The organism is Pseudomonas orientalis (assembly GCF_001439815.1).
GTDB lineage: Bacteria > Pseudomonadota > Gammaproteobacteria > Pseudomonadales > Pseudomonadaceae > Aquipseudomonas > Aquipseudomonas orientalis.
In genome coordinates this window covers 423,871-446,716 of sequence record NZ_JYLM01000004.1, presented here as the reverse complement: position 1 = coordinate 446,716, position 22,846 = coordinate 423,871, and the positions used below count along the sequence as shown (strand labels likewise).

The following is a 22,846-nucleotide window of genomic DNA, read 5'->3' as shown; positions in this document are numbered from 1 at the left end:
ACGCATGGACAAATATCCTTACAATCGCGCTTTGTAAGCTGCCTGAACAAGGATTCTGCAATGCACGCCGCCAACCCCCGCAAGGGCTACATCCTGGGCCTGAGCGCCTATGTCATCTGGGGTCTTTTCCCACTCTATTTCAAAGCCATTGCCAGTGTCCCCGCCGCCGAGATCATCGTGCATCGCGTGCTGTGGTCGGCGTTGTTCGGTGGCTTGCTGTTGATGGTGTGGAAACACCCCGGCTGGTTTCGCGAGCTGCGCGACAATCCCAGGCGCCTGGCGATCCTGGCCCTCAGCGGTTCGTTGATCGCGGCCAACTGGCTGACGTATGTATGGTCGGTCAACACCGGGCGCATGCTGGAAGCGAGCCTGGGTTACTACATCAACCCGCTGGTCAACGTACTGCTGGGGATGCTGCTGCTCGGTGAGCGCCTGCGCCGCCTGCAATGGGTCGCCGTGGTTCTGGCGGCGGTCGGCGTGGCGCAGCAGGTGTGGCAGGTCGGCAGTTTGCCCTGGGTATCGCTGGTGCTGGCGCTGACCTTTGGCTTCTACGGGCTGATCCGTAAACAGGCGCCGGTCAAAGCCCTGCCGGGGCTGGTGGTGGAAACCTGGATGCTGGTCCCGATCGCCATCGCCTGGTTGCTGTTCAACCCGACGGCTCACAGCGCACAGCTGGAATTCTGGGGAACCTCCGAGGCCTGGTGGCTGGTGGCCGCAGGCCCGGTGACGCTGATCCCGCTGGTCTGTTTCAACGCCGCCGCGCGGCATCTGCCTTACACGGCACTGGGCTTTTTGCAGTACGTAGCGCCCACCCTGGTGCTGCTGGAGGCCGTGCTGCTGTTCGGCGAACACCTGGCGCCCAGCACGCTGACCGCCTTCGCCTTTATCTGGGCGGGGCTGGTGGTGTACAGCGTGGATATCTGGCTGAGCGTGCGCAAACGCTGATCAAAAAACGCTCAACGCCCTGCAAGCCATACCCGGCCTGGCTTGCAGACATCCACCCCAAGGTTATCCACAACCTGATCCCCGCCATTTGTGCACAAGCCCTTGAAACTGCTCGTTTTTTGCTCAGTTGGCGAAGAAGCCCGTCCCGTGGGGCCTGGCGTCGAGTCTCTACAGGTTATCCACAGGCCCATGCAAGATTTCCATGCATAACCTCGTGGGTGGTCATTCATCGTTGCGCAGTTCCACCATCAGATCGTCTGCCAGGGTTTCCAGGGACGCCTGCAACGCCTCCAGAGACAAGGTTGACGGCACCTGCAACAGGGCCTCGGCACTGAACAGCAGATCGCCGCTCATCGGGGCCGGGCGCACATCGGTGCTCAAGCGCTCCAGGTTGACGCCCTGCCCGCTCAACAGCGCAGTGATCTCACGCACGATGCCGGCGCGATCATTGCCCACCAGGGTCATCACAATCGGTTTGGAGGCGGATGCCTGGCCGGAGCTGCCCTCACCCACCAGAACGCGAATGCCGTGTGTGGATAAATCCTCCAGCGCCCCCACCAGTTCCTGACGGTTCTGTGCAGGCACGCTGACGCGCAGGATTCCGGCAAACTGCCCGGCCATATGAGCCATGCGGCTTTCCAGCCAGTTGCCACCGTGGGCAGCGATGGTGTGCGCGATGCGTTCAACCAGGCCGGGTTTGTCGGCGGCGATAATTGTGAGTACAAGATGGTCCATGGCGAAATACCTCGGGTGCGATTCCTGTAGGCGCGAGCTTGCTCGCGAAGGTCGTCAACGATAACGCGAAAAAACTGACACCAGCGGTGCTCTCAGGTTTTTCGCGAGCAAGCTCGCTCCTACAAGGTGGACGCGCGGTGGCTCGAAAACAAATCGTGTACCATTTTTATATTTATCTGGAACAATCCGATAGTTTTTTGAGAACATCCGGTTCTCCGCTGTGACCGGTCGACCAAAGTGGGTCGCTAAACGACGTATTTAGTCTAATTTTCACAACCGCAAGTCATCATGTAGTATGCCCAACCGTGCACTACATAATGAAAATCTGAAACAGCGCATAAGCTCCGCAGAGTGAGGCAAGCAATGACTGAACACGTTCAAGTCGGTGGCCTGCAGGTCGCCAAAGTCCTGTTCGACTTCGTGAACAACGAAGCCATTCCCGGTACTGGCATCACGGCCGACCAGTTCTGGGCCGGCGCCGACAAGGTCATTCATGACCTGGCGCCGAAGAACAAAGCCCTGCTCGCCAAACGCGACGATTTCCAGGCGCGCATCGATACCTGGCACCACACCCATGCCGGCCAGCCCCATGACCCGGTGGCCTACAAAGCCTTCCTGCAAGACATCGGATACCTGCTGCCAGAAGCCGCAGACTTCCAGGCCTCGACCCAAAACGTCGACGACGAAATCGCGCGCATGGCCGGCCCTCAGCTGGTGGTGCCGGTGATGAACGCCCGCTTCGCCCTCAACGCTTCCAATGCACGCTGGGGTTCGCTGTACGACGCGCTGTATGGCACCGATGCCATCAGCGAAGCCGACGGCGCGGAAAAGGGCAAGGGCTACAACAAAGTGCGCGGCGACAAGGTCATCGCCTTCGCTCGCGCCTTCCTCGACGAAGCCGCACCGCTCAGCGCCGGCAGCCACGTCGATTCCACCGGCTACAAGATCGTCGACGGCAAGCTGATCGTCAGCCTCAAGGGCGGCAGCAACAGCGGTCTGCGTGACGACGCGCAGTTGATCGGCTTCCAGGGCCCCGCGGCCGAGCCGATTGCGATCCTGTTCAAGCATAACGGCCTGCACTTCGAGCTCCAGATCGACGCCGGCACCCCGGTCGGCCAGACCGACGCCGCCGGCGTCAAAGACGTGCTGATGGAAGCCGCGCTGACCACCATCATGGACTGCGAAGACTCCGTCGCCGCCGTGGACGCCGACGACAAGGTGGTGATCTATCGCAACTGGCTCGGCCTGATGAAGGGCGACCTGGCCGAAGAAGTGGCCAAGGGCGGCAAGACCTTTACCCGCACCATGAACCCTGATCGGGTCTACACCGGCATCGACGGCAACGACGTCACCCTGCACGGCCGCTCGCTGTTGTTCGTGCGCAACGTTGGCCATTTGATGACCATCGACGCGATCCTCGATAAACACGGCAACGAAGTGCCGGAAGGCATCCTCGACGGCCTGCTCACCAGCCTGGCGGCGATCCACAGCCTCAACGGCAACAGCACGCGCAAGAACAGCCGCACAGGCTCCGTGTACATCGTCAAACCGAAGATGCACGGCCCCGAAGAAGCGGCGTTCACCAACGAGCTGTTCGGCCGTATCGAGGACGTGTTGAACCTGCCGCGTAACACATTGAAAGTCGGGATCATGGACGAGGAGCGCCGCACCACGGTCAACCTCAAGGCCTGCATCCAGGCGGCCAGCGAACGTGTGGTGTTTATCAACACCGGCTTCCTCGACCGTACCGGCGACGAAATCCACACCTCCATGGAAGCCGGCGCGATGGTGCGCAAGGCCGCCATGAAAGCCGAGAAGTGGATCGGCGCCTACGAAAACTGGAACGTCGATATCGGCTTGAGCACCGGCCTGCAAGGGCGTGCGCAAATCGGCAAAGGCATGTGGGCGATGCCCGACCTGATGGCCGCAATGCTCGAACAGAAAATCGCCCACCCACTGGCCGGTGCCAACACCGCCTGGGTACCGTCGCCAACGGCAGCTGCATTGCACGCCTTGCACTATCACAAGGTCGATGTGTTCGCCCGCCAGGCCGAGTTGGCCCAGCGTGAACGCGCCTCGGTGGATGACATCCTGACGATTCCCCTGGCGCAGAATACCGATTGGTCCGAGGAAGAAATCCGCAACGAACTGGACAACAATGCTCAAGGCATTCTTGGCTATGTGGTGCGCTGGATCGACCAGGGCGTCGGTTGTTCGAAAGTGCCGGACATCAACGATGTGGGCCTGATGGAAGACCGCGCCACCCTGCGCATCTCCAGCCAGCACATCGCCAACTGGTTGCGCCACGGCATCGTCAATGAAGCCCAGGTCATGGAAAGCCTCAAGCGCATGGCGCCGGTGGTGGACCGTCAAAATGCCGGGGATGCGCTGTACCGCCCGCTGGCGCCGGATTTCGACAGCAACATCGCATTCCAGGCGGCGGTTGAGCTGGTGATTGAAGGGACCAGACAGCCTAACGGTTATACCGAGCCGGTGTTGCACCGCCGGCGTCGGGAGTTCAAGGCTAAGAACGGTCTGTAAATGAAAAAAGCCCTGATTCGTGAGATCGGGGCTTTTTATTTGGGTGTGTGCTGGCTGGACAGGCGCTATCGGGGCAAGCCCCCTCCCACACTTTGATTTGTGAACACATTCAAATGTGGGAGGGGCGGTGCGACGATTCGACTTGCCCCCGATGAGGCCGGAACATTCAATAAAGAATCAGGAATCCATCCCCAACTCCCGCTTCACCAGCTTCGCCAACTTCACGCTATCAATCGGCTTGAGCAGAAAATCCACCACGCTCAAATGCATCGCATCGATCACGTCCGGCGCTTCGGCGTCCCCCGACATGATGATGATCGGCAGCGCCGCACGGGTGGATTCGCGCACCTGGCGGATCAACTGCAAACCGTTGCTCGGCGCCATGCGCAAATCGGTGATCAGCAAACCGATGGAGCTGTGCGACTTCAACAACTCCCACGCCTTCTCCCCACTGTCAGCCGTCATGCAGCGAATGCCGTCCAGCCCGAGGATTTCCGCCAGCAGTTCACGCGCATCCTTGTCGTCGTCCACGATCAACACGCGTTGTGGCGGTAAATCAGGCTCCAGCATCACGGCGCTCAGCGCCTCGCGCTCGGCATCACTCAAAATATCGTGGTCGGACATACGTTTCTCAGCAATTCCTATCAAATCTCCCAGCACTCGTCAGACATCTGCGGAAGGGCGAACAATGTGCACTTCGTCGGAAAGTTTGCCTAGTGGGCGTTCTACGGGCTTTGGACGATAGTCATGTAAGGTTTTTCCCTAGTTTGCGCGAGTGGCACCGACCTAGACTTACGTCCAATGGGCACCCGCCGTGCAGAAGTCGACCATGCAGCACGATAACGACAAAAAAACTGCGGTCACTGTTATGAGTAAAGCTGATGCTTTCACGCAGGCGGGTAAAACCGCCGTGTTGCAGAACATCCACGGTACCCTGCAATTCCTGCAGCGCTTCCCACCGTTCAACCAGATGGAAAATGCGCACCTGGCGTTTCTGGTGGAACAGTGCCAGCTGCGTTTCTACGGCCCCGGCGACAGTATCCTCAAGCCGTCGGGCGGGCCGGTCGAGCATTTTTATATCGTCAAGCAGGGCCGCGTGGTCGGCGAGCGGCCGGACGCGACAGACCCTACCTTCGAAATCACCACCGGCGAATGCTTCCCCCTCGCCGCCTTGCTCGGTGAACGTGCCACCCGCACCGAGCACAAAGCGGCTGAAGACACCTTTTGCCTGCAACTGAACAAGCTGGCGTTCATCAAGCTGTTCGCCCTTTCCAGCCCGTTTCGTGATTTCGCCTTGCGCGGCGTCAGCAGCCTGCTCGACCAGGTCAACCAGCAGGTGCAGCAAAAAGCCGTGGAAACCCTCGGTACCCAATACTCGTTGAACACTCGCCTGGGTGAACTGGCGATGCGCCACCCGGTCACGTGCGGCCCGGACACCGCGCTGCGCGAAGCGGTGACGCTGATGCACGAGCAGCAAGTCGGCAGCATTGTGATTGTCGACGAACACAAGGCGCCGCAGGGCATCTTCACCCTGCGTGACCTGCGCCAGGTGGTGGCCGACGGCACCGGTGATTTCAGTCAGGCCATCGCCGGTCATATGACCCAGGCGCCGTTCTTCCTGAGCCCGGACCACAGCGCGTTCGACGCGGCGATCGCCATGACCGAGCGACATATCGCCCATGTGTGCCTGGTGCAGGACCAGCGCCTGTGCGGCGTGGTCTCGGAGCGCGACCTGTTTTCCCTGCAGCGCGTCGACCTGGTGCACTTGGCGCGGACCATCCGCAACGCGTCCCGTGTGGAACAACTGGTGGCGATCCGCGGCGAGATCGGCCAACTGGTCGAACGCATGCTGGCCCACGGCGCGTCGTCCACCCAGATCACCCACATCATTACCCTGCTTAACGATCACACCGTGTGCCGGGTCATCGAGCTGACCCTGGCGGAGAAAGGCGACCCCGGCGTGCCCTTCAGTTGGCTGTGCTTCGGCAGCGAAGGCCGCCGCGAGCAGACGCTGTACACCGACCAGGACAACGGCATCCTGTTCGAGGCCCGGGACGCCGTGGAAGCCGCCGAGATTCGCGAGCGCCTGCTGCCCCTCGCGCAGCAGATCAACCAGAGCCTGGCGCTGTGCGGCTTCAGCCTGTGCAAGGGCAATATCATGGCCGGCAATCCGGAGCTGTGTCTGTCGCGGGCCGAGTGGGCCCGGCGGTTTGCCGCGTTCATTCGCGAGGCCACGCCGGAAAACCTGTTGGGTTCGAGCATCTATTTCGACCTGCGCGTGGTGTGGGGCGACGAGCAGGGTTGCGAGCAACTGCGCCAGGGCATTCTGGATCAGGTGGCGGACAACCGGCTGTTCCAGCGCATGCTGGCCGAGAACGCCTTGCGCCAACGCCCGCCTGTAGGGCGCTTTCGCGAGTTTGTGCTGACGCGCAAAAGCGGCGAAAAGGCCACCCTGGACCTCAAGGTACAGGGTCTTACGCCGTTCGTGGACGGCGCGCGCCTGCTGGCCCTGGCCCATGGCATCCATGCCAACAACACCCTGGAGCGGTTGCGCCAGTTGGTCGCCAGGCACGTGATTGAGCGGTTGGACGGTGCGGCGTATGAAGAGGCCTACCACTTCATCCAACAAACCCGCATGCAGCAGCATCAGGTACAGACCCGGGAAAACCTGCCGTATTCCAACCGCGTTGATCCCGACAGCCTCAATCACTTGGACCGGCGCATCCTGCGCGAATCCCTGCGTCAGGCCCAGCGCCTGCAAAGCAGCCTGACCTTGCGGTATCAGCTGTGAGTCTGTTCAGCTGGCTGCGCGCGAAAAAACCAGGGCTTGATGCTGCGCAGCAGCAACGCCTGGGCCAATTGCGCGCGCCTGCGCCACTGGGTAATGAGCCCTTGCGCAGCCAGCGCTGGGTAGTGGTCGACCTGGAAACCAGCGGCCTGCACCTCAACCGTGACCAGGTGCTGTCCATCGGCGCCGTGGTGATCGAGGACGGCGCGGTGGATTTCTCGCAGATGTTCGAACGCACCCTGCAACGCACTGCCGGCAAACTCAGCCCCAGCGTGTTGATCCACGGCCTCGGCCCCAGCGCCATCGCGGCCGGCAGCGACCCGGTGGACGCACTCCTGGATTTTATGGCGTTCGTCGGCGACAGCCCGCTGCTGGCCTTCCATGCGCCGTTCGACCAACACATGCTGTGCCGGGCGCTCAAGGAGAGCCTGGGTTATCGCCTGGCCCACCCCTTTCTCGATGTGGCCGATATCGCCCCGCTGCTGTGCCCCGAAGCGAACATCCGTGAGGCCGGTCTGGATGAATGGATCAACCATTTCGGCTTGCAGGTGGGCGAGCGCCATCACGCCAGTGCCGATGCACTGGCCACGGCGGAGCTGATGCTGATCCTGTTCAACCGTGCACGCCAGCAACACATCGACACGCCGCAGGCGCTGCAAGAGCGCTTGAGCCAATGGCGGCGGCGTAAACAGGCGCCATCGTTTTAGTGGCGTTGCCCGACAGACGCCAATTGCGCCCACATCACGCCTCTGAGACAATCGCGAATAATTCTCGTTAGTTTAAACTTTATTCGGTGATGCCTTGTCGTCGGCCCAGACCCCACACAGTGAGCTTGTTGGCGCGTTGTATCGCGACCATCGTGGCTGGCTGCTGGCCTGGCTGCGGCGCAACGTGGCCTGCCCGAGCCGCGCCGAAGACCTGAGCCAGGACACCTTCATGCGCCTGCTGGGCCGTGACGGCCTGCGCGAACCCCGCGAGCCGCGTGCGTTTCTGGTAGCGATTGCCAAGGGCTTGCTGTTCGACTACTTCCGCCGCGCCGCCCTGGAACAGGCCTACCTCACCGAATTGATGCTGATTCCGGAAAGCGAGCATCCATCACCCGAGGCGCAGCAACTGATCCTCGAAGACCTCAAGGCCATCGACCGTCTGCTCGGCAAACTCTCGAGCAAAGCCCGCGCCGCCTTCCTCTATAACCGCCTCGACGGCCTGGGCCATGCAGACATCGCCCAGCGCCTGGGTGTGTCGGTGCCGCGCGTGCGCCAGTACCTGGCCCAGGGCATTCGCCAATGCTACATCGCGTTGTATGGCGAGCCGTCATGAGTATGATCAGCGCCAAGCCGGTGTCGGCCCGTGTGCTGGACGCCGCGATTGCCTGGCAACTGTCCCTCGACTCGGGCGATGGTAGCGTGGTGGAACAGGAGGAATTCGCCAAGTGGCTGGCCAGCGATGAAGAACACGCCCGCGCCTGGCGCCAGTTGGGCATGCTCGACCAGCGTTTCAGTGCAGCCTCCGGTCCCGCGCGGGCGGCGTTGTTGCAGTCTCGCGAAGGCGTGCGCCAGCGCATGCGCAAACTGGGCCGTGGCCTGGCGAGCATCGCGCTGGTCTGCGGCCTGGCATTGTTTGCCGGTGAGCGCTATGTGCCCATCCACTATTGGCTGGCCGATCAACGCACCGCCACCGGCGAGCTGCGCACCCTTGAGCTGGCTGACGGTACCCGGATCAGTCTCAATACCCACAGCGCCATCGACGTGCGCTTCGACGATAAACGCCGCTTGATTGTGTTGCAGGCGGGCGAAATCCTCGTCGAAACCGGCCACAACGATGCGCGCCCGTTCTCTGTACAGACCAGCGACGGCAACCTGCGGGCGCTGGGCACGCGGTTCATCGTGAGGCGCGAAGACGACGCCACGCGTCTGAGCGTGCTGCAATCGGCGGTGGCCGCCCAGCCTGAGGCACTGTCTCAGGAACGGATTTTCAAGGCAGGCCAGCAAGTGCTGATGCGCAGTGACGGCCTTGGTCCTGCGCTTGCCGTCTCACCGGGCAGCGACGCCTGGACCCGCGGCATGCTGGTGGTCGACAACGCCCGCCTGGGCGATGTGGTGGCTGAACTGGGCCGTTATCGCAGCGGTTATCTGGGCGTGGATGACAGCGTGGCCGACCTGCGCATCACCGGCAGCTTCCCGCTGCACGACACCACCCTGGCGCTCAATGCGCTGTTGCCGACCTTGCCGGTGCAGATCGAGCAGCACACGCCGTGGTGGGTGACCGTCAAGGGTAAGCCTTAGGTTCTGCGGCGTCCGGACGATCGCCATCGGGGGCAAGCCCCCTCCCACACTTTGATTTGTGAACACAGTCAAATGTGCGAGGGGGCTTGCCCCCGATGAGGCCCTCTAAAACACCACCCAAAAAAATATTTTCACCCCGCCCTATCACTTTCCGATTCTCGTCCGGCACCTAGGCAATTGAGAAATATTTCCATTCAGGAGCCGCCCATGTCCCGCACGCTAGACACTCTGTTGCGCCCCAGCCTGTTAGCCGTGGCCATCGCCCTCGGCGCCCCGCTGATCAGCCCCACGCTGATCGCCGCCGAACAGTCCACCAGCGTGCGCGCCTACAACCTGCCGGCCGCGCCACTGGCCGCCACCCTGAACCAGATCGCCAGCCAGTCCGGCCTCGCGCTGACCCTCAATCCGACGCTCGCCGCCGGCAAGACCTCGGCACCGGTCAAGGGCCAGTTCGATGCCCAGGGCGCATTGCGCGAAGCCTTGCGCGGGACCGGGCTGCAGCTGGAGCAGAGCAGCGCCGGGACTTTTACTTTGGTGGCGATTGCGGACGGTGTCGTGGCGTTGCCGCAGACCAGCATTATTGGTCAAGGCAATTACGAGAGCGCCTGGGGGCCGGTGGAGGGTTACCTGGCCAAGCGCACTGCCGCCGGCACCAAGACCGACACGGCCCTGGTCGAGGCGCCGCGCTCCATCTCGGTGGCGACCCGCGAGCAAATGCAGGATCGCAACGTGCAGAACCTCGACGACGCGGTCAAATACATGCCCGGTATCGTGTCCGCCAGCTACGGCAGCGACACCCGCTACGACTGGATGCGTGTGCGTGGCTTCGAACCCACCCAATTCCTCGACGGCCTGCCCCTGCCGCGTGGCGTGTACGCCAACCCGAAAGCCGAAACCTGGAACCTCGACCGCCTCGCCCTGCTGCGTGGCCCGGCCTCCTCGGTTTACGGCCAGACCCCGCCGGGCGGCCTGCTGGACATGGTCAGCCGCCGTCCCAGCGCCGAACAGAGCAGCGCCGTCCAAGTGCAATACGGCAGCGACAATTACCGTCAGATCAACTTCGCCAGCACCGGCAAGATCGATGATGAAGGCCAGTTCCTGTATGGCCTCAGCGGCGTGGTGCGCGATGCCGGCACCCAGGTCGATCACATCGACAACAAGCGCTACAACATCGCGCCAAGCCTGACCTGGAATATCGATACCGATACCAAGCTGACGTTCCTGTCGCAATTCACCCGGGACGATACCGGCGCCACCAGCCAGTTCCTGCCGATCCAGGGCACCAAGATCAAATCGCCTCTGGGGGACATCTCGCATCACAAGAACCTCGGCGATCCGGATTACGAGTATTACGACCGCACTTATTACGCACTGGGCTATGCCTTCGAACACCGTTTCAACGACACCTGGCAGTTCAGGCAGAACCTGCGCTACACCAAGTCGGAACTGGCTTTCCAGCAACTGACCGTGGGTTCGTTCGCCTTCTCGCCAGCAGACGCGGCCGGCAATATCAGCCGCTCCTCGACCAACGTGGACGAGGACATCAGCCAGTTCGCGGTGGATAACAATTTCCAGGCAGATTTCAGCACCGGCGATATCACCCATACGCTGCTGCTGGGCCTGGACCATCAGCGCACCGACACTTCATACCTGTCGATCTTCGGCGGTGCTGGAACGATCAATATCTTCAACCCGGTCAATACCCAGCCGGTCGTGCGGCCGGCGCGTTCCACCGCGTTCTATGACTACAACCAGAAAACCATCCAGACCGGCCTCTACGTGCAGGACCAGATGGCGCTGGACAACTGGCGCCTGACCCTGGGCGGTCGTGAAGACTGGGTGCACCAGGGCACCACGTACTTCAACAAAAATGATGCGACCAATACCGATCGCAGCAAGAACTTCAGTGGCAACGCGGCGCTGAGTTATGTATTCGACTCAGGCTTCGTGCCCTATATCTCCTACGCCGAATCGTTCCAACCGGCGAGCAACGCCAGCGTCTCCCCGACCGAGTCGTATAAACCCACCGAGGGCAAGCAGTGGGAGATGGGGATCAAGTACCAGCCGCCGGGCTCGAACACGCTACTGAGCGCGGCGGTGTATGACCTCACCCAGAAAAACGTGCTGGTCACCAGCTTCCAGTCCGGTGGAGTGTCACTCACCGACCAGACCGGCGAAGTGAAGGTCAAGGGCCTGGAGCTGGAAGCTATCTCTGACGTCACCGAAAACCTCAAGGTGATCGCGGCGTATACCCTGGCCAAATCCGAAGTGCAAAAAGGCGACTTCAAAGGCAACCGCCTGCAACTGATGCCTAACCAGCAAGCCTCCCTGTGGACGGACTACACCTGGCACACCGGCGCTCTCGACGGCTTCGGCATCGGCTTTGGCGCCCGCTACACCGGCAATACCTACGGCGACCAGGCCAATACCTGGTCCGGCAAAGCCAACGCCTACACCGTATTCGACGGCGCCGTGCACTACGACCTCGGCCGCCTGGACAACAGCCTCAAGGGCGCGTCGGTGAAAGTGAACGCGACCAACCTGTTCAACAAGGACTACATTTCCACCTGTGACGGTTCCTACTGCTACTTCGGTGACCAACGCAGCGTCGTCGCCAGCGCCACCTACCAGTGGTAATCGGCTGAGTTAACAACCGGGCCGTCCACAAGGACGGCTTGGGTGTGTCTGAAGGCGAGAAAATGAAAAGCAAAACCATCCGCCGCTGGTCCTTCATCCACACCTGGACCAGCCTGATCTGCACCGTATTTCTACTGCTGCTCGCCCTCACCGGCCTGCCGCTGGTGTTCCACCATGAGATCGATCATCTGCTGGGCAACGAACCCGAGCTCACGCAGATGCCCGCCGATACGCCGCAGCTCAACCTGGAGCAGCTGGTGGCCAAAGCGCAGGCCCATCGCCCCGGCGAGGCCATGCAGTACCTGGCCTGGGATGAGGACGACAAGAACGGTGTGATCGCGATCATGGCCGCCACGGCCGGTACCGAGCCGAATGCGTCGCATACCTTCATGCTCGATGCGCGTACCGGCGAAACCGTGGAGATGCCGTCAGCCAACGGCGGGCTTACCCTGTTCCTGTTGCGCCTGCATGTGGACATGTTCGCCGGACTGCCCGGCAAGCTGTTGCTCGCGTTCATGGGCGTGCTGTTCGTGCTGGCGCTTGTCTCGGGCACGGTGCTGTACCTGCCGTTCATGCGCCGCTTGACGTTCGCCACCGTGCGCCAGGACAAATCCACCCGCCTGCGCTGGCTCGACCTGCACAACCTGATCGGCGTGGTCACCCTGACCTGGGCACTGGTGGTGGGCGTGACCGGTGTGATCAGCGCCTGTGCCGACCTGATCATTGCCGCCTGGCGCCAGGACAGCCTCAGCGCCCTGATCGAACCCTACAAAAATGCCCCGCCGCTGACCCAGCGCGCGCCGGCAAGCGATTTGCTGAGCATCGCCGCCAGCGTCGCGCCCGGCATGCAACCGGACTTTATCGCCTTCCCCGGCACACGCTTCTCCAGCGAGCATCACTATGCCGTGTTCATGAAAGGCAGTACCCACCTCACGTCCCATCTGCTCACACCGGTATTGATCGACGCCGGCACCCTGGCCGTCACCGCCATCGCCGAACGGCCGTGGTACATGGACGCCATGGGCATGTCCCAGCCGCTGCACTTCGGTGACTACGGCGGCATGCCGATGAAGATCCTGTGGGCGGTGCTGGATGTGCTGACCATCGTCGTACTGGTCAGCGGAATTTACTTGTGGATCGTGCGGCGCAAGGCGGGCAAGGCATGAAGCCGCGGCAGTCGAGTTTCTGGAAGGTGTTCGGCATTCCGCTGGGGATCGGCCTGCTCAGCGCCGCCGGGTTGTTTGCGGCGTTGCTGGGGGATGGGTGGTGGGATTCGTTGAGTTGGGTGGGGTTGGGCCTACCGGCGGCCATCGCCGTCTACAAACTACTGTAGGAGCGAGCTTGCTCGCGAAAAACCTGAGAGCACCGCGTTAAACCAGGTGAGCTGCGTTATCGTTGGCGTCATTCGCGAGCAAGCTCGCTCCTACAGAGGAATGCCCATGTCCGCCCCCAGCATGACCTTGTTCCACAACCCCGCTTCGCCCTTCGTACGCAAAGTCCGCGTGCTGTTGATCGAGACCGGCCAGCAGGACCGTGTGGCCCTGCACGCGTGCATGCCCACCCCGGTCAACCCGGACGCCGAGGTGGTGCAAGGCAACCCGGTCGGCAAGATCCCGGCCCTGCGCCTGGCCGACGGTTCGGTGCTGCACGACAGCCGGGTGATCCTCGATTACTTCGACCACCAGCACGTCGGCAACCCGCTGATCCCCCGCGACGGCTCGGCCCGCTGGCGCCGCCTGACCCTGGCTTCGATGGCCGACGGCATCATGGACGCCGCCGTGCTGGTGCGCTACGAAACCGCCATGCGCCCGGTGGAGAAACACTGGGACCAGTGGCTGGACGAGCAGCGCAACAAGATGCGCCGTGCACTGGCCGAGCTGGAACAGCACGCCATCGCCGAACTGACCAGCCACTTCGACATCGCCGCCATCAGCGTGGCCTGCGCCCTGGGCTACCTCGACTTTCGCCACCCGGACCTGCCATGGCGCATCGACAATCCCGAGCTTGCCGCCTGGTACGCCGAGGTCAGCCAGCGGCCTTCGATGCAGCAGACCCAGCCGCCGATTTAACGACCCCCCTGTAGGAGCGAGCTTGCTCGCGAAAATCGTCAACGATAACGCGGGGCACTTGCTTAAACGCGGCGTCCTTGCATTTTTCGCGAGCAAGCTCGCTCCTACAGTGGACGGTGGCGTTGATGAGGAAGGTGACCATCCTGACCTTCATTTGCTGGTCTTCGCGCAGCCCGATCATTGCCCCTCCTCCACCTTGCGCTTGCCCACCCCATACCAATCCAGCTTGCGCGTCAGCACCATCACCGTGCCCAGCAGGCCGAACAGCAACAGCGAGCCCATCAGCAACGCGTAGTCCTCGGCACTCAGCAACCCGTACAACAAGCCATACAACGCCGCCAGCCCCGCCGAAAAGCCCAGGCCGTGGGCCACGCTGCGCAGCACATGGCACACGTAGAAACCAATCAGCACCACGCAGGCACTGGCCGATATCAGGTAAGCCAGGGCAAACCCCAAATGCTCGGACAACGACAGCAGCAGCAGGTAGAAGAACGCCAGTGCAACACCCACCAATGCGTACTGAATCGGGTGCACCGCCAGGCTCTTGAGCACTTCGAACAGGAAGAAGCCGGCAAAGGTCAGGGCGATGAACAGCAGCGCGTATTTGATCGCGCGGTCGCTCTTGAGGTACTGGTCCACCGGGTCGATGAAGTTCACACCGAAGCTGCGGTTGTTGAAATCCTCACAGCCTTGACGGTCCAGGCAGGTTTGCAGGGCCTGTTCGAGGTTGGTGGCAAAAAACGAGGTCTGCCACTTGGCAGTGAACCCCCTGTCGCTGACCGCCCGCTGTGTCGGCAGGAAGTTGCCGATAAAACTCGGGTGCGGCCAGTTGGAGGCTAGGGACACCTGGCTGGTCTTGCCCACCGGCACCACCTGCAGTTGTTCAGTGCCCTGCAGGCGCAGGTCGAAGGCGAAATCCACGGCAGCAGGCTTTTTGCTGTCCTGCTCCGGCAGCAGCACATGCACGCCTTCCCCCAACCAATCAACTTGAGAGCCCGGCGAAAATTCCAGGCGTTGTTCGCCCAGCTCCAGCTTCAGCGCGTTTTCGATGCCGCGAATATCGCTGATACCCACCGCCAGAAATGCCGGCTCGAAGCGGTAATCGGCGAAGTTTTCCGTGATGCCCAGTTGCGCGGGCAACTCGAAACGCCCGCTGATGCGGTTGTCGGCATGGAACAGTCGCGCCTGGTAAATGCCCCGAGCGCGCAGTTCGGTTTGCACCTGGCCGTCGAGTTCAAAACGCTCCGGCAGAAAATACAGGCGGCCGCGCTCTTCACGGGTCTCTTCGTAGCGTTTGTTGAGCTTTTCATTGAGCTTCCACTCGCGCACCGTTTTGCGATAAGGCACCACCAGCACCGGCCCGGTGAGGCGCTGGGCGAAGCTGGAACTGCGGGCAATGTCCATCAGTACGCCGTCGCGCAGTTGCTGACGGTCACTGATGACGCCGTTGATCATCAGCAATGGAATCAGCAACAGCAGGATCAGCAGCGCAATCGCGCCAAGTTTGAAAAGCAGGCTGCGGTTCATGGGTCTCTCCCTGTTTTGATGGGGAGAGTCTGGGCAGCCTGTGTGGGGGTTTTATGTGGGCAATGTGGAGACTGTGTGGAGATGCAGCACCGCTTGCACGCCACCGGCTACGTTGCCGACCTGCAACGCGCCGCCGTGCAATTTCATCACCTCTTCGACAAAGTTCAGGCCCAGACCGGTGCTTTTGCGCCCGCTCGCCGGGCGTGGCAGCGAATAGAAACGCTCGCTCAGGCGCGGCAAGGCGTAGTCGGGGATCGGCTCGGCCTGGTTGAACAGGCTGACGTGAACGTCGTTGTGCCGCACCAGCGCGCTGAACCGCAGCGCACCTCCGGGCGGGGTGAAATCCAGGGCATTGTCCAGCAGGTTGCCCAAGGCCTGGCGCAGCAGGAACGGCTCGCCAAACACCTGCACATCGGCGGCAATCGCCTGCTCGACCTGCAAACCGACGCCTTCGATCCGGGCACACTGGGCACTGAGAACATCCTCGACCAAGGCCGCCAACGGTATGCTCGACTGCGCTTGCAGGCCCTGGCGTTGCTCCACCTGCGCCAGGTTCAGCAACCGCTCGATCAACTGCTGAAGGCGCGCGCTTTCGCTGTCGATATTGCCGACAAAGCGCTGCTGCTGCTCACGGCTCATATCGCCCTGCAACAACTCCGCCGCGCCACGAATCGCCGCCAACGGGCTTTTCAATTCGTGGGTCAGGGTGTGCACGTAATGTTCGACATAGGCCTTGCCCTCCAACTGTGTGCGCATGTGCTCGACAGCGGTGGACAACTGCTTGAGCTCGCCGCCCCGGTAATGGGGCAACTCGGCGCGACGGCCTTCGCTGACGGCCTCGGCATAGGCCGTCAACCGCCGCAGCGCATTGCTCAGCCACCACGACAACAATGCGCCGAGCAACAGGCCGAGAATCACCAGGCCGGCGCCATACCACAGCAGGCGGCGCTCGGTGCGGTCGACGTAGGGCTGCAACGAGCTGTTGGGCTTGGCCACGGTGACCACGCCGATAATCCGGCCCTCGTCACGAATCGGCGCGCCCACGTGCATCACCGACGAAGCGGGGTCATCCGGCGCGCTGCGGCTGGAGCGCGCGCCGTACTCGCCGCGCAGGGTAAGGTACACGTCGTTCCATTTCGAATAGTCCTGGCCCACCGCTTCACCGCTGGAGTCGAGCAGAACCGTGCCGTTGGCGTCGGTCACATAGATGCGGTGGTTGACCTGGTTTTTCGGCAGGCCCCAGATCACCGCGCCGGGCTGGCGATTGCCGTAAGCCTTGAGCAGCTGTGGCCAATGGCTCTGGCCGAGGGTGCCGTGCTTCACATCATTGCGCAGGATTTCGGCGAGCAGGTTGGCGGTGTCCACCAGGGTTTCTTCGGTGGACTGGCGCACGCCAGGGCGAATTTCCTTCATCACCGTGTTGAGCACGAAGTAGCCGGTCAGGCCGATGAACAACGCGTACACCAGGAAAATCCGCAGCCCCAGGCGCATCAGCTGTGGCTCGGGCTGTAGCTGTAGCCGAGGCCGCGATGGGTCTGGATCGGCTCGGCGTCCGCCTTCACGCTACGCAGTTTGCTGCGCAGGCTTTTGATATGGCTGTCGATATTGCGCGCGTAACCGGCGTCGGCCGGTACGCCCACCGCGTCCAGCAATTGCTCGCGGCTGAACACCCGTTCGGGTTGCTCCAGCAGGCTTTGCAGCAGGCGCAATTCGTGACGCGTCAGGCAGAGCGGCTGGCCGCGATAGTGGATCAGCATGCGCTCCAGGTCCACCTGGAACACAGCAGGCGCCGCACCCGGCCCGACACGCTTGAGAATCGCCCGCACCCTGGCCGCCACTTCACGCGGGCTGAACGGCTTGACCACATAATCGTCGGCGCCGATTTCCAGCCCTACCACGCGGTCGATCTCGCCATTGCGAGCACTGAGGAACATCACCGGCACTTCGCTGAACCGGCGCAATTGCTTGCAGGTTTCAAAGCCGCTGATATCGGGCAGGCCGATGTCGAGGATGATCAGGTCGGCCGGGGTCTGGCGCTGATGCTCCAGCGCCGCCTGGCCGAGCGTCAGCCAGGTGGTGGTAAAGCCCTCGCCTTGCAGGGCGAATATCAGCGTGTCGGCTATTGCCGCTTCGTCTTCGACAATCAGGATATGCGCCATGGGGGTCTGTCAGCAGTCCGGTTTGTCGGCAGTGTAGCGACGCGCCGGGTTTACCGCTGCACCGAATTCACGCAGGGCTTTGGCGCCGATCAGCAGCGGGTAGTTGAAGCTGCTGCGGTCGGTGAGGTTGACCTCCACGGTACGCTTGACATCGCCCAGGCACATCTCCAGATCGATCACCGGGCGCTTGGCCACGCTGGCTTCGTCCTTGTCGTCATCTTCGTCGGCGCGGCTCTTGATCTTGCTGATGCGTGACACCTTGTGTTCGTAGACTTTGTTGTCGGCGTCCTTGCCGCCCAGACGAAAGCGCACCCAGTCGTCGCCGTCACGGGTGAAAGTCTCGATGTCACGGGCCGACAGCGAGGCGGTCAGCGCGCCGGTGTCCATCTTGGCCTTGAAGGTCTGGCCGATTTCCGGCAACTGGATGTATTCGTAGCGGCCGTAGAGGGTCGGTTCGGCAGCCATGGCAGGCACAGCGGCCACAACGGGAAGAACTAGGGCGAACGCAGCAAGGAGCAATTTCACGGCATGATTTCCTCGAAAGAAGTGGACGGATTCTAGACCGCATACACCGTACTTAGTTGGACGAGCGAGCATAACTGGCACATTGTGAAACATTCGTACGGCAACCTGCGATTTGGCCTCTGGACTCAGCTTGCTTATGATGGCCCGCCCACAAGATTCCAAGAGTTATTTATGCGCCGCCTGCTCACCGGCTGTCTGGTCACACTGCTGCTGTTACTCAACACGCTGATCCTGATCGGTCCCTTGATGGTGTTCGCCCTGCTCAAGCTGGTCGCACCGGGCCGCTCGCGTGACTATGCGTCCTGGGCGGTGATGTGGATCGCCGAGACCTGGGCCGAGATCGACAAGCTGATTTTTTCCGTGTGTATTCCAACTCAATGGGATATTCGCGGCGGTGAGGACCTGCGCGGTGACACCTCTTACCTGGTCATCAGCAACCACCAGTCCTGGGTGGATATCCCCGCATTGATCCAGGCGCTGAACCGGCGTACGCCATTCTTCAAATTCTTCCTGAAAAAAGAGTTGATCTGGGTGCCGTTCCTCGGCCTGGCCTGGTGGGCGCTGGATTACCCGTTCATGAAGCGCTACACCAAAGCGTTTCTGGCCAAACACCCGGAGCTGGCCGGGCAGGACCTGAAGATCACCAAAGAGGCCTGCGAGCTGTTCAAGCGCCAGCCGGTGACGGTGGTCAATTACCTGGAAGGCACGCGGTTCAGCGAGGCCAAACGTACACAGCAAGGTTCACCGTTCAACCGGCTGCTTAAACCGAAAGCAGGTGGCGTGGCCTTTGTGTTGGCGGCGATGGGCGAGCAGTTGGACGCCATCCTCGACGTGACCGTGGTCTACCCGCAACACAGGATTCCAGGCTTCTGGGATTTAATCAGCGGCGCGGTGCCGAAAGTGATCGTGGATATCCGCACCCGTGAATTGGACCCGGCGTTGTGGCAGGGGGATTACGAGAACGATCCGGCGTTTCGCCAGACCGTCCAGAACTGGGTCAACCAGCTCTGGAAGGAGAAAGATGCGCGCATTGAACACTTGGGCGCGCAGCCGTCTTAGCTGCCGGTGCCCCAGGCCTGGGCCAGCTTGCTCAGTACTGAACCGTCGGCGCCCTGCCCGCCCAGGTATTGCAGGATCACCGGGGCAAACTGGCCGATCATGCCGCTGTCCATGCCCAGGGCACTGAACGCGGTGTTCAAGTCATTGGTGTTTTTCACGTTACCCAGCAGGCCGTCCAGGCCGCTGGTCTTGCTGCCGCCGTTCTGGCCAAGCATCCCGCTCAGGGCGCCAAGGCTGCTCAATGCGTTATTGCCCGACAGTTTATCCAGGCCTGGCACGCTATTGCCCAGCTGCGAAAAGTCCTCGCCGCTCAGTTTGTTCTTTGCCAGGCCCAGCATGGCGCCAGTGCCGCCGACGGCTTGCTCGGGGGTGATATTGAGTTGTGAGGTCAGGGCCGTCAGCAGGTCGGCCGTTTCCGAGGTGGGCGCGGCGGCGGCGGCTTTGTTGTTGCCACCCTGCATGCCGGAAATGGCATTGGCTGCATCGCCAAGGCTGAAACCCGCGGCGAACACCGGGCCGGCGGCCAGGCTCAACAGGCAGGAAAGGGCAAAACCGCGTGAAATCTTCATCAAGACAACCTCAGGAGATAGGTGCAAAGCAGGCGTTGGACTGGGTATCCCGTCGGTTGTTCCGGAACCCATTGGGGATACGCGGGTCCATGAACTGACTACAAAATTTGTCAGGAAGAGACTTATGACTGCGATCCACCCCCAAGCGATTGAGCACAAGCCTGCGTTCTGGAGCCGCCCTCGCCTGTTCATCGGCGCCTGCGCCGTGGTGGTTGCCGGTATCGGTGGCGCGCTCTACACCCACGACAGCGTCAAGTCCGCGGCGACGTTGGTGACCACGACCCAGCAGCCGGCCGCGCAAATCATGGCGCATAAGGATTACCTGGAAGTGCAGCCGATTGCCGCCACCGCACCGGCGCCGGACCAGAGCCTGGAGCTGTGGGCGATCCCCAAGGACGGCACGCCCGTGTCCCTGGGCCTGTTGCCGGAAGACGGCAAGGGCATCATCGGCCTGAACCCGCGCCAGCAGGAAACCATCAGCAAGCCTGTTGAGTTGATGGTGAGTTCGGAGACCAAGGGTGGCTCCATCAGCAAACAACCCACTGGCCCGACCGTCTACCAGGGCGCACTGGCCACCCGCTGATCTCCCAGACACCACAAACCCAATGTGGGAGGGGGCTTGCCCCCGATAGCTGTAGTTCAGTCACAACTTTACTGACTGAGCCACCGCCATCGGAAGCAAGCCCCCTCCCACATTGAAAAGGGCGACCCATGGGTCGCCCTTTTCATTTGCCCAACGCTTTACGCCGCACTGAACATCTTGTGCGGATCAATCACAAACTTCTTCGGCACACCCGCATCGAACTCGCCGTACCCGCGCGGCGCGTCATCCAGGCTGATCACCTGCACACCGACGATTTCGGCAATGTTGATCCGGTCCCACATGATCGCCTGCATCAGCTGGCGGTTGTACTTCATCACCGGCGTTTGCCCGGTGTGGAAGCTGTGGGATTTGGCCCAGCCCAGACCAAAGCGAATGCTCAGGCTGCCCATTTTTGCGGCGGCATCGACGGCACCTGGGTCTTCGGTAACGTACAGGCCCGGAATACCGATCTTGCCCGCTACGCGCACCACGCCCATCAGCGAGTTGAGCACGGTGGCCGGGGCTTCGGCCTTGACGCCATCGTGGCCGTGGCCGCGTGCTTCAAAGCCGACGGCGTCAACGGCGCAGTCCACTTCCGGCTCGCCGAGCAGCGCGGCGATCTGTTCGTGCAATGGCGTGTCGGTGGACAGGTCGGCGATCTCGAAACCCTGGGCCTTGGCGTGGGCCAGGCGGATCGGGTTGACGTCGCCGATAATCACCACCGCAGCGCCCAATAGACGCGCTGACGCGGCAGCGGCGAGGCCGACCGGGCCGGCACCGGCGATGTAGACCGTGCTGCCAGGGCCAACGCCGGCCGTGACGGCACCGTGGTAGCCGGTGGGCAGGATGTCGGAGAGGCAGGTCAGGTCACGGATTTTCTCCATGGCCTTGTCGCGGTCCGGCAGTTTCAGCAGGTTGAAGTCGGCGTAAGGCACCAGCGCATATTCAGCCTGGCCGCCGGTCCAGTCGCCCATGTCGACATAACCGTAGGCACCGCCCGGGCGCGCCGGATTGACACTCAAGCACACGCCGGTGTGCATTTCCTTGCAGGAGCGGCAACGGCCGCACGCCACGTTGAAGGGCACCGACACCAGATCGCCGATCTTCAGGTTTTCGACGTCGCTGCCCTTCTCGATCACTTCGCCGGTAATTTCATGCCCCAGCACCAGGCCGGTCTGGGCGGTGGTGCGGCCGCGCACCATGTGTTGGTCAGAGCCACAGATGTTGGTGGAAACCACGCGCAGGATGACGCCATGCTCGATCTTCCTGCCACGCGGGTCCTGCATTTTGGGATAGTCGATTTTCTGTACTTCGACCTTGCCGTTGCCGAGATACACGACACCACGATTACCAGACATGCTTTCACCTCGCTGTTGTTTTTATGGAACTGCGTTGCCGCTTGGATGGGCAGCGCGTTAAGTGCTCGGGTACAGATGCTGTTTCTTGTGTTGCTGGTGAGGGCCTCATCGGGGGCAAGCCCCCTCCCACACTTGATTGGGTTCACAGGTCAAAATGTGGGAGGGGGCTTGCCCCCGATTGGCGCCAGTCAGAGCACCACCGTCCGATTGGCGTTCAAAAACACCCGCCGCTCAATGTGATACCCCACCGCCCGCGCCAGTGTCAGCCCTTCAATATCCCGCCCCTTGGCAATCAGATCCTCGGGATAATGGCTGTGGTCCACCACCTCCACACCCTGGGCGATAATCGGTCCTTCATCCAGATCGTTGTTGATGTAATGCGCCGTGGCGCCGACCAGTTTCACGCCCTTGTTGTACGCCTGGTGATACGGCTTGGCGCCCTTGAACCCCGGCAGCAACGAGTGATGAATATTGATGGCCTTGCCGTCCAGCTTGCGGCACAGCTCCGGCGATAGCACTTGCATGTAGCGCGCAAGAATCACCAGCTCGGCGCCGGTGTCTTCCACCACTTGCCACACCTGACGTTCCTGGGACGGTTTGTCGTTGGGGTCCAGGGGGAAATGGTAGTAGGGAATCTGGTGCCAGTCGGCCAAAGGTTTCAGATCGGGGTGGTTGGACACCACGGCGACCACGTCCATCGACAGTTGACCGATGCGCTGGCGGTACAACAGATCGTTCAGGCAGTGATCGGCCTTGGAGACCATGATCACCACTTTTGGCCGGTAGTTCGGCGCGGTCAGCTCGAAGATCATCCCAAAGGCTTCGCCGCGTGTGGCCAGGCCGTCGCGAAACGCTTGCTCGTCAAAGCCATCGGGCTGGCGGAATTCCACCCGAATGAAAAACCGGCCCGAAAGGCGGTCATCGAACGAATGGTGTTCGGTGACGTAGCAGCCCTGCTCGAACAGATAGCGGGTGACCGCGTCCACCGTGCCGAGCACGCTGGGGCAGTCGGCGGTCAAAATCCATGTATCAGGGGCGCGGCTCATAGCGGGTAACTCCTCAAACA

Annotated in this window: 21 protein-coding genes and 1 pseudogene; 13 read left to right on the top strand and 9 right to left on the bottom strand. The window is 61.9% G+C overall.

The window, feature by feature from the left end:
* Nucleotides 1-60: 60 nt before the first annotated feature.
* Complete coding sequence (gene rarD / locus TU82_RS13280) at nt 61-945, top strand: EamA family transporter RarD (RefSeq protein ID WP_057723630.1); 885 nt, start codon at nt 61-63, stop codon at nt 943-945.
* A gap of 222 nt (nt 946-1,167) precedes the next feature.
* Here rarD and TU82_RS13275 read toward each other — a convergent pair whose 3' ends face one another.
* Nucleotides 1,168-1,680, bottom strand: a complete 513-nt coding sequence (locus TU82_RS13275) for a glycine cleavage system transcriptional repressor (protein ID WP_057723629.1) — start codon at nt 1,678-1,680, stop codon at nt 1,168-1,170.
* Between the two features lie 363 nt (nt 1,681-2,043).
* Between TU82_RS13275 and TU82_RS13270 the strand changes: the two genes are divergently transcribed.
* Entirely contained in the window at nt 2,044-4,221 is a 2,178-nt protein-coding gene (locus TU82_RS13270) for a malate synthase G (RefSeq protein ID WP_057723628.1), read from the top strand.
* A 177-nt stretch (nt 4,222-4,398) separates the two neighbouring features.
* Here the strand turns inward: TU82_RS13270 and TU82_RS13265 are convergent, their stop codons facing one another.
* Nucleotides 4,399-4,845 carry a response regulator gene (locus TU82_RS13265; protein ID WP_057723627.1) on the bottom strand — a complete coding sequence of 149 codons (447 nt, stop codon included), beginning with the start codon at nt 4,843-4,845 and terminating at the stop codon, nt 4,399-4,401.
* Nucleotides 4,846-5,089: 244 nt separating this feature from the next.
* Here TU82_RS13265 and TU82_RS13260 point away from each other — a divergent pair, with 244 nt between their 5' ends.
* The 9 genes and pseudogenes from TU82_RS13260 to TU82_RS29190 all read left to right on the top strand — a co-directional run.
* Complete coding sequence (locus TU82_RS13260) at nt 5,090-7,012, top strand: putative nucleotidyltransferase substrate binding domain-containing protein (RefSeq protein WP_173667481.1); 1,923 nt, start codon at nt 5,090-5,092, stop codon at nt 7,010-7,012.
* Nucleotides 7,009-7,716 (top strand): 3'-5' exonuclease, encoded by a 708-nt coding sequence (locus TU82_RS13255; RefSeq protein WP_057723625.1) that lies wholly within the window; start codon nt 7,009-7,011, stop codon nt 7,714-7,716. Before TU82_RS13260 ends, TU82_RS13255 begins: the two co-directional genes overlap by 4 nt.
* Before the next feature lie 94 nt (nt 7,717-7,810).
* Nucleotides 7,811-8,329 carry an RNA polymerase sigma factor gene (locus TU82_RS13250; protein ID WP_057723624.1) on the top strand — a complete coding sequence of 173 codons (519 nt, stop codon included), beginning with the start codon at nt 7,811-7,813 and terminating at the stop codon, nt 8,327-8,329.
* Nucleotides 8,326-9,294, top strand: a complete 969-nt coding sequence (locus TU82_RS13245; RefSeq protein WP_057723623.1) for a FecR domain-containing protein — start codon at nt 8,326-8,328, stop codon at nt 9,292-9,294. The genes TU82_RS13250 and TU82_RS13245 overlap by 4 nt, the downstream gene beginning before the upstream one ends.
* 207 nt (nt 9,295-9,501) lie before the next feature.
* Nucleotides 9,502-11,931: a TonB-dependent siderophore receptor gene (locus TU82_RS13240; RefSeq protein WP_057723622.1), complete on the top strand. Its 2,430-nt coding sequence runs from the start codon at nt 9,502-9,504 to the stop codon at nt 11,929-11,931.
* Between the two features lie 62 nt (nt 11,932-11,993).
* Nucleotides 11,994-13,097 carry a PepSY-associated TM helix domain-containing protein gene (locus TU82_RS13235; RefSeq protein ID WP_057723621.1) on the top strand — a complete coding sequence of 368 codons (1,104 nt, stop codon included), beginning with the start codon at nt 11,994-11,996 and terminating at the stop codon, nt 13,095-13,097.
* Nucleotides 13,094-13,264, top strand: coding sequence for a hypothetical protein (locus TU82_RS28910; RefSeq protein ID WP_169794962.1), 171 nt, complete (start codon nt 13,094-13,096; stop codon nt 13,262-13,264). Before TU82_RS13235 ends, TU82_RS28910 begins: the two co-directional genes overlap by 4 nt.
* A gap of 106 nt (nt 13,265-13,370) precedes the next feature.
* Entirely contained in the window at nt 13,371-14,000 is a 630-nt protein-coding gene (locus TU82_RS13230) for a glutathione S-transferase family protein (protein ID WP_057723620.1), read from the top strand.
* A gap of 22 nt (nt 14,001-14,022) precedes the next feature.
* Nucleotides 14,023-14,112 (top strand): annotated as a pseudogene (locus TU82_RS29190) (outer membrane lipoprotein carrier protein LolA); the annotation flags it as partial.
* Nucleotides 14,113-14,177: 65 nt separating this feature from the next.
* Here TU82_RS29190 and creD read toward each other — a convergent pair.
* The 4 genes from creD to rloA2 are packed head-to-tail and all read right to left on the bottom strand — an operon-like array spanning nt 14,178 to nt 18,211.
* Complete coding sequence (gene creD / locus TU82_RS13220) at nt 14,178-15,527, bottom strand: cell envelope integrity protein CreD (protein WP_057723618.1); 1,350 nt, start codon at nt 15,525-15,527, stop codon at nt 14,178-14,180.
* A 51-nt stretch (nt 15,528-15,578) separates the two neighbouring features.
* On the bottom strand, nt 15,579-17,018 hold the full coding sequence (gene creC, locus TU82_RS13215) for a two-component system sensor histidine kinase CreC (protein ID WP_057723617.1): 1,440 nt from the start codon (nt 17,016-17,018) through the stop codon (nt 15,579-15,581).
* Entirely contained in the window at nt 17,018-17,686 is a 669-nt protein-coding gene (creB, locus tag TU82_RS13210) for a two-component system response regulator CreB (protein ID WP_057723616.1), read from the bottom strand. The genes creC and creB overlap by 1 nt, the downstream gene beginning before the upstream one ends.
* Nucleotides 17,687-17,695: 9 nt before the next feature.
* Nucleotides 17,696-18,211, bottom strand: a complete 516-nt coding sequence (gene rloA2 / locus TU82_RS13205; RefSeq protein WP_082632012.1) for a retropepsin-like aspartic peptidase RloA2 — start codon at nt 18,209-18,211, stop codon at nt 17,696-17,698.
* A 171-nt stretch (nt 18,212-18,382) separates the two neighbouring features.
* Here rloA2 and TU82_RS13200 point away from each other — a divergent pair, with 171 nt between their 5' ends.
* Nucleotides 18,383-19,270: a 1-acylglycerol-3-phosphate O-acyltransferase, YihG family gene (locus TU82_RS13200; protein ID WP_057723614.1), complete on the top strand. Its 888-nt coding sequence runs from the start codon at nt 18,383-18,385 to the stop codon at nt 19,268-19,270.
* Here TU82_RS13200 and TU82_RS13195 read toward each other — a convergent pair.
* Nucleotides 19,267-19,839, bottom strand: a complete 573-nt coding sequence (locus TU82_RS13195; RefSeq protein ID WP_057723613.1) for a DUF2780 domain-containing protein — start codon at nt 19,837-19,839, stop codon at nt 19,267-19,269. The two genes, TU82_RS13200 and TU82_RS13195, sit on opposite strands and share 4 nt — an antisense overlap.
* A 124-nt stretch (nt 19,840-19,963) precedes the next feature.
* Between TU82_RS13195 and TU82_RS13190 the strand changes: the two genes are divergently transcribed.
* Nucleotides 19,964-20,422 (top strand): anti-sigma factor domain-containing protein, encoded by a 459-nt coding sequence (locus tag TU82_RS13190; RefSeq protein ID WP_057723612.1) that lies wholly within the window; start codon nt 19,964-19,966, stop codon nt 20,420-20,422.
* Nucleotides 20,423-20,580: 158 nt separating this feature from the next.
* Here TU82_RS13190 and fdhA read toward each other — a convergent pair whose 3' ends face one another.
* Together fdhA and purU are read right to left on the bottom strand one after the other, a co-directional pair.
* Entirely contained in the window at nt 20,581-21,780 is a 1,200-nt protein-coding gene (gene fdhA / locus TU82_RS13185) for a formaldehyde dehydrogenase, glutathione-independent (protein ID WP_057723611.1), read from the bottom strand.
* A 188-nt stretch (nt 21,781-21,968) separates the two neighbouring features.
* Nucleotides 21,969-22,826 (bottom strand): formyltetrahydrofolate deformylase, encoded by an 858-nt coding sequence (gene purU / locus TU82_RS13180; protein WP_005792124.1) that lies wholly within the window; start codon nt 22,824-22,826, stop codon nt 21,969-21,971.
* Between the last annotated feature and the right edge of the window lie 20 nt (nt 22,827-22,846).

What these genes read in the sequence shown, in the direction of transcription:
- rarD (WP_057723630.1), top strand. Translation starts at nt 61, where the DNA reads ATGCACGCCGCCAACCCCCGCAAGGGCTACATCCTGGGCCTGAGCGCC.
- TU82_RS13275 (WP_057723629.1), bottom strand. Translation starts at nt 1,680, where the DNA reads ATGGACCATCTTGTACTCACAATTATCGCCGCCGACAAACCCGGCCTG.
- TU82_RS13270 (WP_057723628.1), top strand. Translation starts at nt 2,044, where the DNA reads ATGACTGAACACGTTCAAGTCGGTGGCCTGCAGGTCGCCAAAGTCCTG.
- TU82_RS13265 (WP_057723627.1), bottom strand. Translation starts at nt 4,845, where the DNA reads ATGTCCGACCACGATATTTTGAGTGATGCCGAGCGCGAGGCGCTGAGC.
- TU82_RS13260 (WP_173667481.1), top strand. Translation starts at nt 5,090, where the DNA reads ATGAGTAAAGCTGATGCTTTCACGCAGGCGGGTAAAACCGCCGTGTTG.
- TU82_RS13245 (WP_057723623.1), top strand. Translation starts at nt 8,326, where the DNA reads ATGAGTATGATCAGCGCCAAGCCGGTGTCGGCCCGTGTGCTGGACGCC.
- TU82_RS13240 (WP_057723622.1), top strand. Translation starts at nt 9,502, where the DNA reads ATGTCCCGCACGCTAGACACTCTGTTGCGCCCCAGCCTGTTAGCCGTG.
- TU82_RS13235 (WP_057723621.1), top strand. Translation starts at nt 11,994, where the DNA reads ATGAAAAGCAAAACCATCCGCCGCTGGTCCTTCATCCACACCTGGACC.
- TU82_RS28910 (WP_169794962.1), top strand. Translation starts at nt 13,094, where the DNA reads ATGAAGCCGCGGCAGTCGAGTTTCTGGAAGGTGTTCGGCATTCCGCTG.
- TU82_RS13230 (WP_057723620.1), top strand. Translation starts at nt 13,371, where the DNA reads ATGTCCGCCCCCAGCATGACCTTGTTCCACAACCCCGCTTCGCCCTTC.
- creD (WP_057723618.1), bottom strand. Translation starts at nt 15,527, where the DNA reads ATGAACCGCAGCCTGCTTTTCAAACTTGGCGCGATTGCGCTGCTGATC.
- creC (WP_057723617.1), bottom strand. Translation starts at nt 17,018, where the DNA reads ATGCGCCTGGGGCTGCGGATTTTCCTGGTGTACGCGTTGTTCATCGGC.
- creB (WP_057723616.1), bottom strand. Translation starts at nt 17,686, where the DNA reads ATGGCGCATATCCTGATTGTCGAAGACGAAGCGGCAATAGCCGACACG.
- TU82_RS13200 (WP_057723614.1), top strand. Translation starts at nt 18,383, where the DNA reads ATGCGCCGCCTGCTCACCGGCTGTCTGGTCACACTGCTGCTGTTACTC.
- TU82_RS13195 (WP_057723613.1), bottom strand. Translation starts at nt 19,839, where the DNA reads ATGAAGATTTCACGCGGTTTTGCCCTTTCCTGCCTGTTGAGCCTGGCC.
- TU82_RS13190 (WP_057723612.1), top strand. Translation starts at nt 19,964, where the DNA reads ATGACTGCGATCCACCCCCAAGCGATTGAGCACAAGCCTGCGTTCTGG.
- fdhA (WP_057723611.1), bottom strand. Translation starts at nt 21,780, where the DNA reads ATGTCTGGTAATCGTGGTGTCGTGTATCTCGGCAACGGCAAGGTCGAA.
- purU (WP_005792124.1), bottom strand. Translation starts at nt 22,826, where the DNA reads ATGAGCCGCGCCCCTGATACATGGATTTTGACCGCCGACTGCCCCAGC.